This is a genomic window from Rhodococcus sp. ARC_M6 (assembly GCF_022810305.1).
Lineage (GTDB): Bacteria > Actinomycetota > Actinomycetes > Mycobacteriales > Mycobacteriaceae > Rhodococcus_F.
The window spans coordinates 1-15509 of record NZ_JALGQH010000013.1; the positions used below are offsets into that span (position 1 = coordinate 1).

A 15509-nucleotide genomic window follows, 5' to 3' on the forward strand; every position below is an offset into this window, starting at 1 on the left:
ACTCGGATGGGGACTCGGAAGCCTCGGAGTCGGGGTCGCGTAGTCGCAGTGCCGCGATGCGGTCGGCTCGGGAGGACCTGTCGGCGCATGCGCGTGGGGTGGAGAGCATGAACGAGGCGTTGCACCCTCGACACGATTGATCGTCCGGCACACACGGCGCGGGTGAGCGACAGACACCTGGTGGATCACATCGTCCGGCAACCCAGGATGTGTTGCGACGTCGGTCACCGCCGCGAAACGCACGTGCGCCGGTCGAACACGGACGGATTACTACTGCGCCGGTCCGTGCCGGCACTCAACTCGACCTCTCTCCGATCGAGCCTCTGCTGCAACAACATTGACGGATTTCACATTTCCCCGACGACGTCGAGTGAACCGAGGCGCCTTGCCTCCGGGTGGCCGACAGAGCCCCCGAGGACGCACACTCGCGGCCATTTCGATGTTCGATCATCACCTGCAACTCGATACACATGTAACTTATTGCGGCAGAATGGTTACGAGAGCTGAAAGTGCGTTAAGCATCCACGTGTCGATCGAAAATGCTTCAGGTCCAGTGCTCGGACGACGCTGCCATGAGGCGATCCATCGTCTCGGGGAAAATGTGCTGGCGGGAACGGGAGGAGTCTTGGGGCTACGGCGGGGAACACCCAATTCCGGATACAACGTGCGCGAGACCTCACGAGCCGCGCGCATTACCAGTGGAGCTACTCGCTCGAGCTGAGCGGTGCGAAGGTCTCCGCGCAACACTGTGCACCGCGCCCGAACCGCAACGCCACTTTTTCCACAACCCAGCGCCCGTAGCCCTATCCCCCTCTGTGGGATGTGAACTTCAATCTCTTGCCAGCAAGCTCTCACCAACGCGCGCACAAGCTCACGCGGGCAAGACAATTCGCCCAACAACAACGGCACCTCGACCGATCGACCTACAACACACAGCCGCACAACTCACGCACTCAGCAACGTTCCGCCAGTGGAGGTTGTCGCAGACCAAATTCTCGAAGCCTTCCCCAGCCGAATACGCCCGCCAGAACGAGAATTGGTGAGAGAAGTTCCCGGATCGACTTTGCCTCCGCCCCCACGAAATGGGGATGGAGGCAACGTCAATATGTCGGTACCGGCGGAAAGATCAGCTGCCGAATCCGAAGATCTGCTCGAGCGATCCAAACAGGCCGCCCCCCCGGGGTGCCCGGAGCAGCGGGTGCCACGGTAAGAGTGACATCGAGAGTTGCGGGGGTTCCGATGCCGTTGGCGGCAGTGACCGTGAAGGCGGATGTGCCTGCTGCAATGGGGGTTCCGGACAGAACACCAGCCGGACTGAGGGTGAATCCCGCGGGGAGAGCGCCAGCAGTGACCGTGACGGCGGGTGCGGGTTCTCCGGTGACAGTGAAGGCGTGACTGTAGGTCTGGCCGACAACCCCGGCGGGCGGTACCCCTGTCAGGGTCGGTGCCTTGTCGATCGCAATCACCGATACCGAGCCGCTGATGTGGTTGGCGGTGTAGGCGTAGGCGCCGTCGGGGGTGATCGCCACCCCGTACGGCTGCGAACCGACGGTAATGGTGTCGATTGTGATGGGGGGCGTGGTGGTGGTGTTGATCACCGACACCGAACTGCTGTCGAAATTGCTGACGTAGGCGCGGGTGCCGTCCGGGGTGAACGCCACCGCGTACGGACCCGAGCCGACGGTGACGTCGGCGATCGTGATGGGAGGCGCAGTGGTGGTGTTGATCACCGACACCGAACTGCCGCCGGTGTTGGTGACGTAGGCGCGGGTGCCGTCGGGGCTGAATGCCACCCCCTGCGGATTCCTGCCGACGGTGACGTCGGCGATCCTGGCGGGAGGCGCAGTGGTGGTGTTGATCACCGACACCGAATTGCTGGAATTGTTGGCCGTGTAGGCGCGGGTGCCGTCAGGGCTGATCGCCACCGCGAGCGGCTGCGTGCCGACGGTGACGTCGGCGATTGTGGTGGGGGGCGTAGTGGTCGTGTTGATCACCGACACCGAACTGCCACTGAGGTTGGTGACGTAGGCGCGGGTGCCGTCGGGGCTGATCGCCACCCCGGCCGGATTCGTGCCGACTGTGATGGTGTCGGTGACGGTGTCTGCGGTTGCAGTACCGACCACGCCGCCAACAGAGAAGATGAGGGCGAGAGCAGCAGTACCGAATACCGCGGCAGTCCGGGACCGCCGTCGGCGTGGATGGGGTTCTACGATGACAGTCACGGGTAAGCGCCTTTCCCAAGCGGTGTCCGCACGGGGCGGTGCGGCCACAGGACGCAACCACCCGGCAAAGATAGCGGACATCGGGCACAAGATACCCAATTCGAATAATGGCCGCTTCAGGCCATCAATACGATAAGCACGTATGACCTAAAGCGGCCATAACGCAAACGTAAATGTAGAACACCGATTTTGTAGGTTGACCAGCCCTTATCAACAACGCGGGCCACGTCACGGAACACCGCACCCATCTGAAACGAGACTGCGAAATCTGCGACGAGAATCTGAAGTATCCGCTTCGTAGAACGAACACGCTCTCGTTTCTCGTGGCCACAGTCGTCCCCGGTCACCACTGCATTCCGCGGCCGCGTTTCTTCTGCTGCTCGGTCGTCTTCCGACATTCTGGGTTCAGAAGTGCGATGCACTCGGGATCTGCACTCGGCCGTACCACCGGAGGCGTGCGCTGGATGCGAAGAAAATCAGCGTCCTCAAGGGCGGTGTGCTGACAGCGTCAGATGAGTCGACGCAAACTCGGCCGAGGTTCGCGATCTTGACGCCACTGGCCGGCTTGGACACCGTCGGTTTCACAGCCAACGTTCACTGTCAGGGAAGCAACTTGCGTGTGGCCTCTTCGAGGATCATGAGAACTTCATCGGCGTCACGCCCTGCCGCCACGCCGACCATTGCGCCCAAAAACAGGCAGCTGAGAATCCGGGATGCCGACTCTATATCACCGTCGGTATTTCCCTGTGTATCGCCGGCACGGAGCGTCTCACCGATCCACTTAGCCTTCTCCGGGCCGAAGCCGACTGTCGGATCGGACGCGATCTGCGCCGGGCTGCAGGCGACGTACGCGCGGTACATGGCCTGGTAGAGAAGAGGTTTCCTACTCGCTTCCCTCAAGATCCGCCCGAACACCATCACGAGACGATCTGCGGGTGTCTCCCCGATCAACGTCCCGTGGCGCACGCTCTCTGTCGAGAGTCTGCCGAGAGCCATCAGAGCCTCTACGAGTAACTGGTCTTTCGAGCTCGCGTGTTGGTATGCCGTAGGAACCGACACGCCAGCCCTGGCGGCGATTTGCCGAATGGTGACTGCGTCATATCCGCCCTCTGTTGCCAAGGAGACAGTGGAATCGATCAGTCGCTCCCTGGTGGCCGCCCGGGCAGGCGACAGAATCTGCCGAACTAGATGAGATTTGGGTTCCATGACATGGAGTCTGGCCTGCGATCACCCTTCGACGCCAACGGCGGCGGTAAACATGCGGTTGACGTGTGTCTACTCTTCGGGTGATACTGGTCGGACCGAGGGGCAGACGTCCGGGAGTGAGATGAATCTTCATGGCGCCCACGGCCAGCAGCTCCGCAAAAATTCGTGAGTCTGCTGTACGACCTTGATGCCTGCGGATGAGCTGAGCGAGGTACCTGTCAGGTACCAGAGCGAGACGCCGCCTACGAATTGTTCGGGAAGGTGGCTATGGCCATTGACGTAAACGAACCGGTATCCAGCGTTAGGTCGACCACTACGCAATCCGAGAACGGGGAGTTCAAGAAGGACATACCGTCGTCGATGGTCGAACGGATAACGCTGATTCTCGATGCCTTCGACGGTCGGGCCGCGCGACTCAACCTCGAAGAAGTTGCGTACCGCACCCGGTTGCCTCGCTCCACCGTCCACCGGATTCTCGATCAACTCGTCAAACTCGACTGGGTCAATCATTCATCGATCGGATACGGACTCGGCCGACGCGCATTCGGACTGGGGGGCGGGCACAGTCAGATTCGTGAAGCTGCAGCTCCCGTATTGCACGAACTGCATCTGCGGACCGGACTGGTCGTTCATCTCTCTGTTCTCGACGTGCGCGATAGCGTCTACCTCGACAAGGTGGGCGGACGCTTGGCTACGGGGTTGCCCTCTCGAGTCGGTGGACGTATCCCTGCGCATTCGACGGCGGGGGGCAAGGCGATGCTTGCATGCATCACCCCGGAGCGTGTCGACGCATTGTTCGGTGCAACACTCCCTCGCCGTACCGAGAAGACCATCGGGGAGATCGGGGAGCTACATCAGGAGCTGAACCGCATCCGTCAGCGTCGAGGTTTGGCCTTCGAACGCGGAGAAGCGGCGCGGGGTGTCGCCTGTGTGGCCGCAGTGATTCGGGGGCCCGAAGGTTACGTCGGCAGCATTGCGTTGTGCGGTGACATTCGTACCGCACAACTCGAACGAGTGGCGCCCCTAGTAGGTGATGCTGCCCGAGAAGTCTCGCGGTCGCTGATCCCCGAACTGGATGCTCCCCGCCGCGGCCGTAAGGCTTTGACGGTTTCCGTGGATAACTTTTCGGCGGCGATGATGGACAGCCTTTTGTTCGCCTCCTCGGACCAGTGGATCTGAAGTACAGTTTTGGACGCGCTTTTAGGCAAATCCGCTCTGGGTCCAGGTCGCCCTTACCGGCCCTCGTCCCTGGCCGGGCGCCTCGCTCGAGGAATACGGGTACTTCGGCGCACCGTCCACGCCGCGTCCACGGTCGTGCCGACCAATGAGACTGCGCGCCAGCAACACACGATGTGGCACTACCGTCCACAGGAAATCAACAGAGCAGGAACCAACGATGCACATCACCGTCCCCGACGGCAAGGATCCCACCGAATACGTATGGACCGAACTCGTCCCGGAGATCGGCCGCGCGGCGCGCCGATTTTCACGGACGGTAACCGCGGAATCCACACTGGGTCTACGTGAGTTCGAAGCCGCGCGGCTGCGGATAGCGCAGATCAACGGATGCATCGTCTGTATGGATTGGCGTACCGAACGCGACGGGGTGAGAGTCGAGAGCACTTTCGGTGACGCCGTCGAGCAGTGGAAAACCACGGACAGCTTCGATGTCCGCACGCGACTGGCTGCCGAGTACGCCGAGCGGTACGCCGTCGACCATCACGGTCTCGAGGACGAATTCTGGGGCCGGATGAGTGCGCAGTACAGCCAAGCCGAAATCGTGGAACTCTCTATCAGTATCGGGTCGTGGATCACGTCCGGTCGACTCAATCACGTTCTCGGGCTTGACACAGTGTGTGCGATCCCGGTCAGCGACTGAGAACGTCGTCATGTCCGCGCACGTCAACGGTCGGAGCCGGTTGACCCGGCCCCGACCGCTGGCGCCAATCGCATCGACTGTAAACGACGGTTGAAAGCGGGCTCTGGAACACTTTCCGCGACCGATTCTGAAAGTATCAGTCGCTGAAGAGCATTCGTTTGCGAAGCAAGTCAAATCCAGCACGTCCGTACATTTGCCGTTTGAACAGCTTGATAGTTACGTGGAATCTGAATGGTCAAGGACATTCTCGTCTGCTCTGGTTGACAGAAACAATCGGAGCAGGGTCGCGGTCGCCGGCACCTCGATTTCGCGTGGCGTCGTTCCGGTAGGCGTCGGGACATCGAGCAGCCGGTCGATGAGGTTGTCGAGGGCGCGCTGGCCGTCCTCGACGGCTGCGCGTTCGTCGTCGTTGAGTGGGATGGCGGTGAGCATGCGTTGCAGGTTGTCCTTGGTTTCGAGCAGCTGCGCTTTTCCGGATGTCTTGGGGCGTAGAAGGCACAGCGGGCACACGCCATCCTGGGTGGGCGCTGTTCAAAGAAGGTCAGGTGCAATACTTGAGCCCGAGATCGTAGTACTGCCAGGGTGTTTCATCTCCGACCGCGTTGGAAGTGACAGCGTCGCGATGAGGATCTCGATGGTGCGGCTTTGCGGGCGAAGTACCCGGCGTCGGTGTCGGCCGAGTGAGCGTGGTGGGGCTGATTTTCGCGTAGTACTGGGTGGATTGGGGTGAGCGGTGGCCGAGTCAGGCTTGCAGGTCACACTTCGGTCATCAGTTCCTTGGCGCTATAGAGCTGGCTAGCGATTTCCGGCCGGGCCCGGTGGCTCGTGATGCTGCCTCGGACGTCGGCGGCCGGACACCTGCCTCGTGGCAGAGCATCGAGATGATCGCGTTGTTGACGAAAGGACGAGGAGACTCGGCGGGCACGGAAGGCGAACAGCAGGTCGACCCGCTCGTCTGTGGGGCGGTCGAGAAACTGCGGCTGGGTGGGGCACATCGCCTGCCAGATGTCGAGGGCCTGGCCGAGGATCGGGTCGACCGGCCTGGTGAACGCGGTGCCGGTCTTGTGCGGCGGGACGTCGAGCAGGGTTCTGGCCGAGCAGCGCGGTGATGCTGCGCGGAGTGGCCAGCGCCCGCCCAGGGTCGAAACGCCTTGGCAGCCATTCCCATTCCTGACAATCGTCGAAGAACTTCCGGATCGACGGTCAACCCAAAAGGATATTAGTGCTTCGACGGTTTGACGAAGCCTGCCACAAACCCTCTTAGCAGTACGGACATGCACAAGAGCATAGGACGGCATTGCACGAACGATGTTTAGCGACCGCTCCCTGTCCGCAGGCGAGTGACATTCATGAGAATCACCTCGCGCAACTCAGACTCCGGTTCACTCAACACCCTGCGCCGTGCAACCAACACGAACTCTATGTCACCGGCGTCAGGCAGGCCCCGCGAACTGATCTGTTCCAGACCGTGCGGTGGCAAACTCTCGGCATGCAGCACAACCCCGAGCCCTGCCAGCGCAGCCGCACGCAAACCATTGAGGCTGTCGGTGGTGCAGGTGATCCGACTACCACGTCCACTGCCTCGCAAAACGTCGAGCGCAATTTCACGCGTCAGCGACGGCGCTGGATAGGTAACAAGAGGAACCGGCCCCTCCAGATCAACGAACTGTACGGGGGCAGCATAAAGGACCAGCCGATCCTGAAAGATGAGCTCACCGTGCTGCTCCCCCCTTCGACGCTCGCCGAACATGAGGTCGATGTCGTTGTTGGCGAGCAGACGTAGGTGGTTCGTGAGATCGACACGCCCGCTTGCATATAGGTCCACTGGGCGAGTCCCGAACAATCGAACTCGCCAGGTCCCGTCGCGCCAACCATCCCGCGATCCGGTGCGGTCGAACCGAAGACAACGGGCAGGACCAACGGTCGTCGAAAACTCTATGCCGCGCAACCATCCGCCTGGCCGATTACCAAGGTTGGTCGAATCGCGCCGCCCTCCTGGGTCCGGATCAGACTGACATTCTCACACCCCTCCGTCTCGACAGGTTGACCCTGTTCACCTTGGAAAGGCGACACAACCTCACACTGCACAGCGAGGACGAACCGACACCAGAGCTGCTTATGCGCCGAATTCCGATGAGCGGCAGCGTCAGACGTCCATCCCGCTTCCCCACTGAAGAACGGTCGCCCCTCGTCGGTGGCCGGACGCAGTTCATCCGGCGGCATGCTCAGAGACCGGTTCGGCAACGACGGAGGATTCACGACGTCGTGCTCGGCCGTCGGGAGGAACGCTGTGCGTGCTCGGCCTCCGTGCGTCCGCCTTGGATGAAGTCGGCGTCCACGAGCAATAAGCGACGCCCTCACGAACGATGGTCGATTCGGTAATCGCCGGCGCGGCAGCGAGGCGAGGTATCGTCCGACTCCGTGTTGGAGGAAGAAAACCAGCAGCTACGGGCCCAGATCCGCAAGCTCGAGTCCGAGCGAGAGATCCTGCACAGGGCCGCAAAATATTTCGCGGGCGAGACGAACTGGTGACCCGCTTCGGAGCATCACCGTGTTCGACGCCCACCTGGACCGTTGCCCGGGTGGCACGGATCACGTCCTTGATGTACAAAGTTAGGGCAGCACATCGTGTTCGTTTCACTGTTACTGCTGGAGTCACCTAGAACGTGCCTTAAGCCACAGGGCCGTCGGGGCCGGACCGTATCGCAGGTCCGGAGCACTGATGGAAAGGCCCTGATCTTGCTCATACCGATGTCGCCGAGCGATTCGACGTTTTCGATAGAAAAATCCCTGGATCCGATGTGGAGCGGGGTGCCTGGCGCTGTTCGACGGCCACGGCGCCGCCGCGCGAGATCGTCGAACTGTATTCGGCAACGCGCTCGCCCCCAGTGATGGAACGCCGCAGCAGGTAAACACCCCACCGTTCGGCAACCACACTGACGGATCACCGAGAACTTCTGGAACTCGGTTTCCCTGCGCGGGTGAATTTCACAACCGCCGTCGCCCAGTGTGGGACATGCGCCTGAGCGAGGATTCGCGGACTGCCTCGACGACGATCCCGCGCCCTCGAACGGGCTATCCGCCTGAAGATCCCGGCGAGACGCTTCGCCCACCGCGTCATCAACTGTCCCTCCCCCCCCAGACCCGATATCCACCAGGTCGACTCGGGAAACGACGTAAACCCGGGAAACAACAAGGACACCACATGAACCACCCAGACCGAGACACAAACCCATCCCGAGTACAGGCTTCACGGTTCCGATCGACCTCATGCATCGCCCTCGGCTCCGCCGTGCCGGCCTCCGCGCCGGCGCTGGCATTGACCGGATCGATCGCACTGTGCGCCCTAGTCGCGGCCCTCGTCGTGGCGTGTATCGCTCTAGCCGCCCTCCTCATCTAACCTTCGAATGGCTTTCGAAACGAAACCTTTTTCAGCACAAACCAATTCGAAAATCTCACTGGAAGCAAACGTATGAACACATCGAAGCCTTCTGCAATCCCGCAGCGTGTCGTACCCCGTGGCACGATCAGCACCGAGGAAATCAAGGCACGCATCGAGACGATGTTTGCAGACAGTCCTGCGTCCGACCACCGCGAGAGCGTCCAGCGCCGGAAGGCTCGCATGGCGATGACAGCGCCCAAGCCTGAAAGGCACGGATGAAGCTCTGAACTGGCGCGATACTGTCGCCGACCTACTCATCGGAGGGTGCACGCTCTCTGGAGGATGTACGGTCTCGGCGCCAGCCGAAGGTGTTCGCGGCGGCGGTGATCAGTCATCACCCACGAGATTGCGGATCGCCCCGACTCGCTCGACCAGTCGTACTGAGGCAACGTCGGTGAACCCGCAATTGCTCCACCGTTGGGATTGCCCCGGTCGGAGTCGAGGTTCTTCCGTCCTGCCCTAACAACAGGCCTCGTTGATGTGCGATATCGTCGATGCGCGTACTCGCTTTCTCGAGTGTGGCAGCCGATTGGAGCCACTGAGACCAGGCTGGTGCCGAGCCTTGCCGCACGAATGCGAGAGCACCGGCGCCCACGGTGACACCGCCTGTTCGGTGACGGTGGGCTCGTCGTTGGTGCTCTCGCCATGGCTACGCCTTTGCGTGCAGCGCTTTGGTCAAGATGATTGCCACGTCCCAGCGTTCCAATTCGTGGGGAGTCCGGATGTGTTCGACGGTGACTGCATCGACCAGCGTGTGGAGGACGAACCATCCGAAGGACGTAGCGCTGTGGTCGATCGGTTCCGTGGTCGTCGCAGTGAGGTGCACGCGCAGACGATTGCCAGGGTCGACATCGAACGCACAGGTGAGAACGCTCAGGGGATTAGTATGGTCGAGGAGCGTACTGGCGGCTTCGTCGACTGCGAGAACGAGATCGGCCAGATCGTCCGCCGCAAGACCGCGATGGGTGGCGACAGCCCGCACATAAGCCCGCAGCACACGGAGTTGCTCAGGGGAAGCCGCAACGGACAGCACAGCCGATGAGGTTGACTCGTCGATAATCATCAATGTTCCATGACGATGCACTGGTGGCGCCCCGCACGGCTGGGTGTCATCGGAGACCTTCCCGCTGCGTGGACACACTGATCGGTGCCGGCATTCACACGGGACCATCGCAGCGGCGCGTTTGCCGAGTGACTGTTGTCGCTGAGGGTCATGGTGTGCACCTTTCGAACGATGTTCGTGCCGGCGGATTCCGGTATGTAAGGAGAGGTGTCGGGTTCTCGTGGCGCCGAACTGAGGTGATCCGGCGTGGCCCAGGGGTAGAGACTTCCTATGGTGCATTCGTAGCCACAGCAAGGGCGGATTGGTGAGGGTGGGACGCGATTTCACTGCGGGCGGCCAGATGCTGGCGGATCGCTGGACAGCGAAACTGCGCATCTCTCGGTGTGACGGCTCGTGTAGACGACGGTTGAAAAGTGGTTCTGGCCCACTTTCCCTGACGGCTCCACCTTCGCGCCGTCTGTCGTTCGGGCACGACGTGGATCGGGCGGGAGATGATCGTTCTGGTGTCCTGAGAACTGTTGTGACCTGCGTGCACTTCTTCCGCATCTGTCGGGCGTCGACATCGATTCGGTCGATGCGACCGCAGGCGGAGTCCATATTCGTGCGTCGCCGTTGCCTGTTTCGGCGAGCTGCCCGACGTGCGGTGTTTCCTCAAAACGAGTGCGCAGTCGATACGCACGCATGCTCGCCGATACGGCTACAGCTGGCCGATCGAGCTACGTTTTCCTGCAAGTGCGTCGGTTTCTGTGCTCGAACACCGGTTGTGACCGACGCACATTTGTCGAGCAGATCGACTTCACTGACCACGGCTTACGCGCCGACGTCCACAACCCGGTGCCACATGGCACCTCGACGAGGGTTCATCAAAATGAACGGCACCCAGCATTACCTGTGGCGGGCGGTCGATCAACATGGCAACGTTCTCGATGTGCTGGTTCAGTCACGCCGAAACGCGTTGGCAGCCAAGAAGTTTTGCCGGGGGCTGCTCAAAGGTTTGGAGTATGTGGCACGGGTGGTACCGGCACCCCGTCGCGGTCGAGGAGTTGACGGCTTGAATGGTCTCGCGCCAAAGCGCATACACCTTCGACGAACCGGGATCGAACTCTCGGCGTTTCATGTGCAGTTGCTCTGGCCTACATTGCGTGACCTTGCAGAGCGTGCCGGGTACAAACGCTGCACGGATGCGAAGTGCTCGTTCAAGGCTCCGGACATCGCCGAAGATCTGGACGGACTCGGGGAGTGGGTCAACATCGACATCGCTGCCCGCCACTGATCTGCCTGTCCGAATACAGAAAACGTGGCCGCCCACCCCGGAAATAGGGTGAGCGGCCATGTTTGGCGTGTGATGGCGCCTACAGGGTCAAGACATCTCAGTCGCGACCCGAAGCCCTCCAACGATCCGAGTGATCCGGTCGAGGGCGGCTCCGGGGCTGCGGTGACTGTTGGGAGGTTCCCCGTTGATGGAGTACGTCCAAGAAAGTTCTGTCACTTGGCGATTGCGGCGAGGAGCTCTCCGGGCATGCCCAGTTCGCGCTCGATACCGGCACGAGGGCGTTCTTCGCCGATCCGCATTCGCCGTGGCAGCGACCAACGAACGAGAAGCTCAATAGGTTTTGTCAAGCACGGCCGCAGGCCGTTCCGAGCTGTGGAGCGGCACGCGATGCGGGGCAAATCTCCCGACGATATGTGAATGTGAATGACGAATCGGCAACTGATCGTCTGCGCTGTTGGGCGCTTGAGACGGTGGTCTGGTTCTTCACAGTTGAAGGCGTAGCGCGTGAATTTTCTGAGCTGATGAACGTGAGTCGTCAGATGGTGTGAGCGTCGTGGTTTTCGCGGTTGGCGAACACCTCAGTCATGTGCGTCTGGGCCCAACTCCTGAGTCCGCGCGTCAGTTGGTAGAGCGAGAGGCCGAGATCGGTCAACTCGTAGGAGACGGTGACCGGCACTGTCGCCGTTACGGTGCGAGTGAGCATGCCATCACGTTCCAGCGACCGTAAGGTCTGGGTCAGCATCTTTTGGCTCACCCCGGCCACGAGACGAGAGATCTCGGAGTAACGCAGCGCCTTCGGATCGTGTACTGCATCGGGAACAGGGAAAGCGTCACCGCCCAGCGCGCACAGAATCAGGACGACCCACTTGTCCGAGATTCGATCCAGCAGCTGGCGACTGGGGCATACCGCCAGGAATGCGTTGTACTCGATCTTTGCCTGAGCCTTCTTCTGAGCTGCTGTCGTCACACGGATCACACCACTCTCTCGAGTCTTTTCACCTTCGGGTCTCTTCATGGTGAGTTACGCACTCCAAAGTGCCTACTTCCCGTTAGAGAGCTGCTCTCCAATACTGGTACAGGGACGCGGAACACGCCACCCCAGCGAACAACTACGAAGGGCACCACGTTGAGCACCTCCTCCACTTCTCTTCCCGGCGGCACCTGGACTCTCGGCGACCTGACGGTCACCCGACTCGGCTACGGCGCCATGCAACTAGCCGGACCATGGGTCATGGGGTCACCCGCCGATCACGACGGTGCACTGGCCGTATTGCGCGAAGCAGTCGAGCTGGGGATCACCCACATCGACACCAGCGGCGCCTACGGGCCCCGCGTGACCAACGAGTTGATCCGAGAGGCACTACACCCCTACCCCGAGTCGTTGCACATCGCGACCAAGGTAGGCGCGGAACGTGATACTGACGGTGGCTGGCCTACCGCCCGGCGACCCGAAGACGTGCGCAAACAGGTCCATGAAAACCTTGCGATCCTCGGAGTCGAGGCGCTCGATCTGGTCAACATGCGCATGGGCAACGCTGAGGGCCCGCAACCTGATTCGCTCGCCGAGTCGTTCTCGGCGCTCGTCGAGCTCCAGCAAGAGGGCCTGATCCGCCACCTCGGGGTCAGCAACGTCACCCCCGAGCAGGTCGCCGAAGCTCAGAGCATCGCCCCGATCGTGTGCGTGCAGAACATGTACAACCTCGCCCACCGCCACGACGACGAACTCATCGACCGGCTCGCCGCCGAGGGTGTCGCGTACGTCCCGTTCTTTCCCCTCGGTGGCTTCAGCCCGTTGCAGTCCTCGGCGCTTTCGGCAGTCGCCGGCCGACTGGACGCGACTCCGATGTCGGTCGCGCTGGCCTGGCTGCTGCAGCGTTCCCCGAATATTCTGCTCATCCCGGGGACCTCCAAGGTGGCGCATCTACGTGAGAACGTCGCAGGTGCCGGCCTTTCCCTGTCCTCTGAGGATGTGGCAGAGCTGGACGCTATCAACATCTGAATACCCCAAGGAAGTGCCTTCGGAGTCGACGGCGTGGAGGCTACGGTGCCGACGCCTGGCAGACGGTTTTCCCTGTCTACCTGCACGTGATTCCTCGGCATCTCGATAAGACCAGGGGTCGGCTCGTTCTGCCCTGGCAGTCAGGAACGCCTCACGACGGTGGGCACGATCAATGCCCTGGGTAGCCAGCTCTCCAGAACTTTGGCCGGCCGATAGACCGCGTAGTCACGAAGCATCGCCCACAGCACGTTCAACCTGCGCCGTGCGAGAGCAAGAACCGCCTGCGTATGCCTCGATATTCATCACCTGAACCGCGAACTTCGCGGTGGTTCTCGCTGCTACATCCTGGCCCGCAACACGCGTATGCTGCGACTGAGCGGCGTCGATCGCCTTCACTGCAATCTGATTGGCGTTGTACGCCTTACGTTTCCGCAACCACGTCTCCGGGCAGGCGTGCCAAAGTCTGCGGATCCCATCCGGCGTCTGATACCCCGACAATAAGATCAGCGCCGCTTTGACGTTACTGATATCCAACGACCGCTCAAGACTCGGGAAATAGGTACTCAGGAGTGCACGGAGGCGGTTGATGGTGCGGGTTCGGTCCCGCATCAGATCCGTCCGCCGCGAGGTCAGAATACCCAGTTAGATACTGATCTCGTCGCTGACCCGCACCGAATGCAAGTCTCGGCGCATCCGCGCCCGATCAACGATGATCGCGGCATCTTTCGCGTCGGATTTGCTGTCACCGCGATAACCACCAGTCGCATGATGAACCACTCGGACAGGGATGTAGAGCAGCCGCTGCTCCCGGTCGGCAACCAGTGCGATCAACAACGCAGCACCGCCGTTGGTGAGGTCCACCGCCCACGTCACGTCGTCCTCGTCGAGGCACTGCCGAAGGGCGCAACGGGAAAGATCCTCAAGCGGGGGATCGTCGTGCCGTCCGAGATCCGAAACGGACAATCCGCCGTCCGCTGAGCCGCCGACCAGTTCCGGGCGTCGTTCCCCTGCTACATTTTTCGAGGATGTACCCGGCACCGGATCAATGTTCACTTCGGAGGTGAAAATGGCGAGAAACCTCGGACTCGAGGCCGGCGTGGACGTGGCCGAGCAGATCAGAGTCGAAGCGGCGCCGTTGTTTCGCCACCGTGATTACGGAATGACCGCGATCCGCGAGATGCCGCCACCTCTCCGGCGGCCCTATCTTGTCGCGATCGCGCCTAATGGCTTGTTACTACTGAAGGTCGCCAGAGGTGCCGACGGTTGACCCTGGGACGAGTAGGCCTCTCCCACTGGCAGGAGATTAGTTCCGGAGTAGGGCGCGTTGGGAAAATCAGTCGCTCCGACATTGAGTCCGTCGTACGGGCAACCGACCGAGGTAGAGAAGCACGGGGCTGATGTACCGATCGGACTGTCGCCGAAGGAAGTTGTGTTGTACGCAACCGTCCAGACAACCCGATCGGGAAGTGTGGTCCCAGCGGGGAACGGGAAGTTGACGACCGCGCCAATGGAGCTCTGACACCGACCGCCACTTGGCTGGGACCCGCTAACACCTTGCGCCCCATCAGCATTGAATCGCCGGCCCGCGAATGCGCCGGTGCAGTTCACATTGTCTGCCGAAGGTCGGTACGGAATTGCAGCGGTTTTGGTCACCACAGCCAGGGGCGTAGCCAAGTTATCTGCAGCGTAGATTCTGGCCGTAATCGGAACATTGAAAGTATCCCCGGGGTTCGACACACAGTCTCCGGTGGACCACGCTCCGCTCACGCTGCATGCCCAGCTCGCGAACAACACGTCCAGCGACACGAGCCCTCTCGCCGTGCCCGCGAGGCCTACCGCGTCACCGTATTCATTTACCCTCTGAGCCTGGAAGCCCAAGGAGGGGCCATAGCAGTTGAGCGCGCCAGTGGCCAGGGAATTGTAGGCAAAAGCCGTGTTGCCGCTGTCGCATGCCTTCGACTTGTCGTCGACAGCACTCAGGATCGGATCGACGGGACTGCTCGACGCCGGATCGAGTGAACCGCTCGACCCCGGATCGAGTGAACCTGAACCTGAACCGAACTCGAACCCACCGGACGAACCGAACTCGAACCCACCGAAGCCCCCTGAGCCGAAGCTGCCGGAAGCGCCGGCCGGCGCCACCAGGCCGGTGGCCAGCAGACCGGCAACCAGCAGCGTTCCGGCGGCTACGAGCCCGCAACGTGACCTCCGACTAAAGAGCGAACGGTCTTTTCCAGATCTGAACATGTGTGTGCCTCCGGACTCTCTGAGTTCAACGGACGTCACGGCGAGAACTACAGCTGCCGAGGCATGCCGTACTTGTTCTTGGTTCGAGCTGGGCCCGTCACCGTCCTGCGTCTCCTCATCGAAGTCGACCGGCCGACATGATATTAACTCCACCGCACAGTTTTTGAGGCATTAATCC

15 protein-coding genes and 5 pseudogenes are annotated in these 15509 nt (G+C 61.4%); 9 read left to right on the top strand and 11 right to left on the bottom strand.

Annotated features, from left to right (window positions below; genetic code table 11):
* Positions 1 to 1100: 1100 nt before the first annotated feature.
* Complete coding sequence (locus MTX36_RS15180) at positions 1101 to 2222, bottom strand: YncE family protein (RefSeq protein ID WP_243620586.1); 1122 nt, start codon at positions 2220 to 2222, stop codon at positions 1101 to 1103.
* A gap of 600 nt (positions 2223 to 2822) precedes the next feature.
* Positions 2823 to 3428, bottom strand: coding sequence for a TetR/AcrR family transcriptional regulator (locus tag MTX36_RS15185; RefSeq protein WP_243620588.1), 606 nt, complete (start codon positions 3426 to 3428; stop codon positions 2823 to 2825).
* Positions 3429 to 3695: 267 nt separating this feature from the next.
* Here MTX36_RS15185 and MTX36_RS15190 point away from each other — a divergent pair, with 267 nt between their 5' ends.
* Positions 3696 to 4607 carry an IclR family transcriptional regulator gene (locus tag MTX36_RS15190; RefSeq protein WP_374230491.1) on the top strand — a complete coding sequence of 304 codons (912 nt, stop codon included), beginning with the start codon at positions 3696 to 3698 and terminating at the stop codon, positions 4605 to 4607.
* 217 nt (positions 4608 to 4824) lie between these two features.
* Positions 4825 to 5307 (top strand): carboxymuconolactone decarboxylase family protein, encoded by a 483-nt coding sequence (locus MTX36_RS15195; RefSeq protein ID WP_243620589.1) that lies wholly within the window; start codon positions 4825 to 4827, stop codon positions 5305 to 5307.
* Between the two features lie 216 nt (positions 5308 to 5523).
* Here the strand turns inward: MTX36_RS15195 and MTX36_RS15200 are convergent, their stop codons facing one another.
* The 4 genes and pseudogenes from MTX36_RS15200 to MTX36_RS15215 form a co-directional block, all read right to left on the bottom strand.
* Entirely contained in the window at positions 5524 to 5817 is a 294-nt protein-coding gene (locus MTX36_RS15200) for a hypothetical protein (RefSeq protein ID WP_243620591.1), read from the bottom strand.
* Between the two features lie 245 nt (positions 5818 to 6062).
* Positions 6063 to 6605, bottom strand: a complete 543-nt coding sequence (locus MTX36_RS15205) for a hypothetical protein (protein WP_243620592.1) — start codon at positions 6603 to 6605, stop codon at positions 6063 to 6065.
* Between the two features lie 14 nt (positions 6606 to 6619).
* Positions 6620 to 7087, bottom strand: a pseudogene (locus MTX36_RS15210) (LysR substrate-binding domain-containing protein); the annotation flags it as partial.
* Positions 7087 to 7176 (bottom strand): annotated as a pseudogene (locus MTX36_RS15215) (NlpC/P60 family protein); the annotation flags it as partial. The pseudogenes MTX36_RS15210 and MTX36_RS15215, both read right to left, overlap by 1 nt.
* Before the next feature lie 516 nt (positions 7177 to 7692).
* Between MTX36_RS15215 and MTX36_RS15220 the strand changes: the two are divergent.
* From MTX36_RS15220 to MTX36_RS15230, 3 genes and pseudogenes are all read left to right on the top strand, one after another.
* A pseudogene (locus tag MTX36_RS15220) lies at positions 7693 to 7847 on the top strand (IS3 family transposase); the annotation flags it as partial.
* Positions 7848 to 8512: 665 nt separating this feature from the next.
* The gene (locus MTX36_RS15225) at positions 8513 to 8707 is read left to right on the top strand and encodes a hypothetical protein (RefSeq protein WP_243620593.1); all 195 of its coding nucleotides are present in this window, start codon (positions 8513 to 8515) and stop codon (positions 8705 to 8707) included.
* Between the two features lie 72 nt (positions 8708 to 8779).
* Positions 8780 to 8968, top strand: coding sequence for a hypothetical protein (locus tag MTX36_RS15230; protein WP_243620594.1), 189 nt, complete (start codon positions 8780 to 8782; stop codon positions 8966 to 8968).
* Positions 8969 to 9398: 430 nt separating this feature from the next.
* Here MTX36_RS15230 and MTX36_RS15235 read toward each other — a convergent pair whose 3' ends face one another.
* Positions 9399 to 9812, bottom strand: coding sequence for an ATP-binding protein (locus MTX36_RS15235; RefSeq protein WP_243620595.1), 414 nt, complete (start codon positions 9810 to 9812; stop codon positions 9399 to 9401).
* A gap of 612 nt (positions 9813 to 10424) precedes the next feature.
* Between MTX36_RS15235 and MTX36_RS29885 the strand changes: the two are divergent.
* The 3 genes and pseudogenes from MTX36_RS29885 to MTX36_RS15250 form a co-directional block, all read left to right on the top strand.
* Positions 10425 to 10556, top strand: a pseudogene (locus MTX36_RS29885) (transposase family protein); the annotation flags it as partial.
* 124 nt (positions 10557 to 10680) lie between these two features.
* Positions 10681 to 11085, top strand: a complete 405-nt coding sequence (locus MTX36_RS30565) for a DDE-type integrase/transposase/recombinase (RefSeq protein ID WP_374230493.1) — start codon at positions 10681 to 10683, stop codon at positions 11083 to 11085.
* Between the two features lie 221 nt (positions 11086 to 11306).
* A pseudogene (locus tag MTX36_RS15250) lies at positions 11307 to 11420 on the top strand (IS30 family transposase); the annotation flags it as partial.
* A 200-nt stretch (positions 11421 to 11620) separates the two neighbouring features.
* Here MTX36_RS15250 and MTX36_RS15255 read toward each other — a convergent pair.
* On the bottom strand, positions 11621 to 12100 hold the full coding sequence (locus MTX36_RS15255) for a helix-turn-helix domain-containing protein (RefSeq protein WP_279394664.1): 480 nt from the start codon (positions 12098 to 12100) through the stop codon (positions 11621 to 11623).
* A gap of 111 nt (positions 12101 to 12211) precedes the next feature.
* Here MTX36_RS15255 and MTX36_RS15260 point away from each other — a divergent pair, with 111 nt between their 5' ends.
* Complete coding sequence (locus tag MTX36_RS15260; RefSeq protein ID WP_243620596.1) at positions 12212 to 13084, top strand: aldo/keto reductase family oxidoreductase; 873 nt, start codon at positions 12212 to 12214, stop codon at positions 13082 to 13084.
* Between the two features lie 225 nt (positions 13085 to 13309).
* Here the strand turns inward: MTX36_RS15260 and MTX36_RS15265 are convergent, their stop codons facing one another.
* The 3 genes from MTX36_RS15265 to MTX36_RS15275 form a co-directional block, all read right to left on the bottom strand.
* Positions 13310 to 13693, bottom strand: coding sequence for an IS110 family transposase (locus MTX36_RS15265; RefSeq protein WP_243620597.1), 384 nt, complete (start codon positions 13691 to 13693; stop codon positions 13310 to 13312).
* 33 nt (positions 13694 to 13726) lie between these two features.
* Positions 13727 to 14122, bottom strand: a complete 396-nt coding sequence (locus MTX36_RS15270) for an IS110 family transposase (protein WP_243620598.1) — start codon at positions 14120 to 14122, stop codon at positions 13727 to 13729.
* 162 nt (positions 14123 to 14284) lie between these two features.
* Entirely contained in the window at positions 14285 to 15331 is a 1047-nt protein-coding gene (locus tag MTX36_RS15275; RefSeq protein ID WP_243620599.1) for a hypothetical protein, read from the bottom strand.
* Positions 15332 to 15509: the final 178 nt, after the last annotated feature.

Bases quoted from the DNA above. Each gene is read 5' to 3' on its own strand.
- MTX36_RS15185 (WP_243620588.1), bottom strand. From the start codon at position 3,428: ATGGAACCCAAATCTCATCTAGTTCGGCAGATTCTGTCGCCTGCCCGG.
- MTX36_RS15190 (WP_374230491.1), top strand. From the start codon at position 3,696: ATGGCCATTGACGTAAACGAACCGGTATCCAGCGTTAGGTCGACCACT.
- MTX36_RS15195 (WP_243620589.1), top strand. From the start codon at position 4,825: ATGCACATCACCGTCCCCGACGGCAAGGATCCCACCGAATACGTATGG.
- MTX36_RS15205 (WP_243620592.1), bottom strand. From the start codon at position 6,605: ATGCCGTCCTATGCTCTTGTGCATGTCCGTACTGCTAAGAGGGTTTGT.
- MTX36_RS15225 (WP_243620593.1), top strand. From the start codon at position 8,513: ATGAACCACCCAGACCGAGACACAAACCCATCCCGAGTACAGGCTTCA.
- MTX36_RS15230 (WP_243620594.1), top strand. From the start codon at position 8,780: ATGAACACATCGAAGCCTTCTGCAATCCCGCAGCGTGTCGTACCCCGT.
- MTX36_RS15235 (WP_243620595.1), bottom strand. From the start codon at position 9,812: ATGATTATCGACGAGTCAACCTCATCGGCTGTGCTGTCCGTTGCGGCT.
- MTX36_RS30565 (WP_374230493.1), top strand. From the start codon at position 10,681: ATGAACGGCACCCAGCATTACCTGTGGCGGGCGGTCGATCAACATGGC.
- MTX36_RS15255 (WP_279394664.1), bottom strand. From the start codon at position 12,100: ATGAAGAGACCCGAAGGTGAAAAGACTCGAGAGAGTGGTGTGATCCGT.
- MTX36_RS15265 (WP_243620597.1), bottom strand. From the start codon at position 13,693: ATGCGGGACCGAACCCGCACCATCAACCGCCTCCGTGCACTCCTGAGT.
- MTX36_RS15275 (WP_243620599.1), bottom strand. From the start codon at position 15,331: ATGTTCAGATCTGGAAAAGACCGTTCGCTCTTTAGTCGGAGGTCACGT.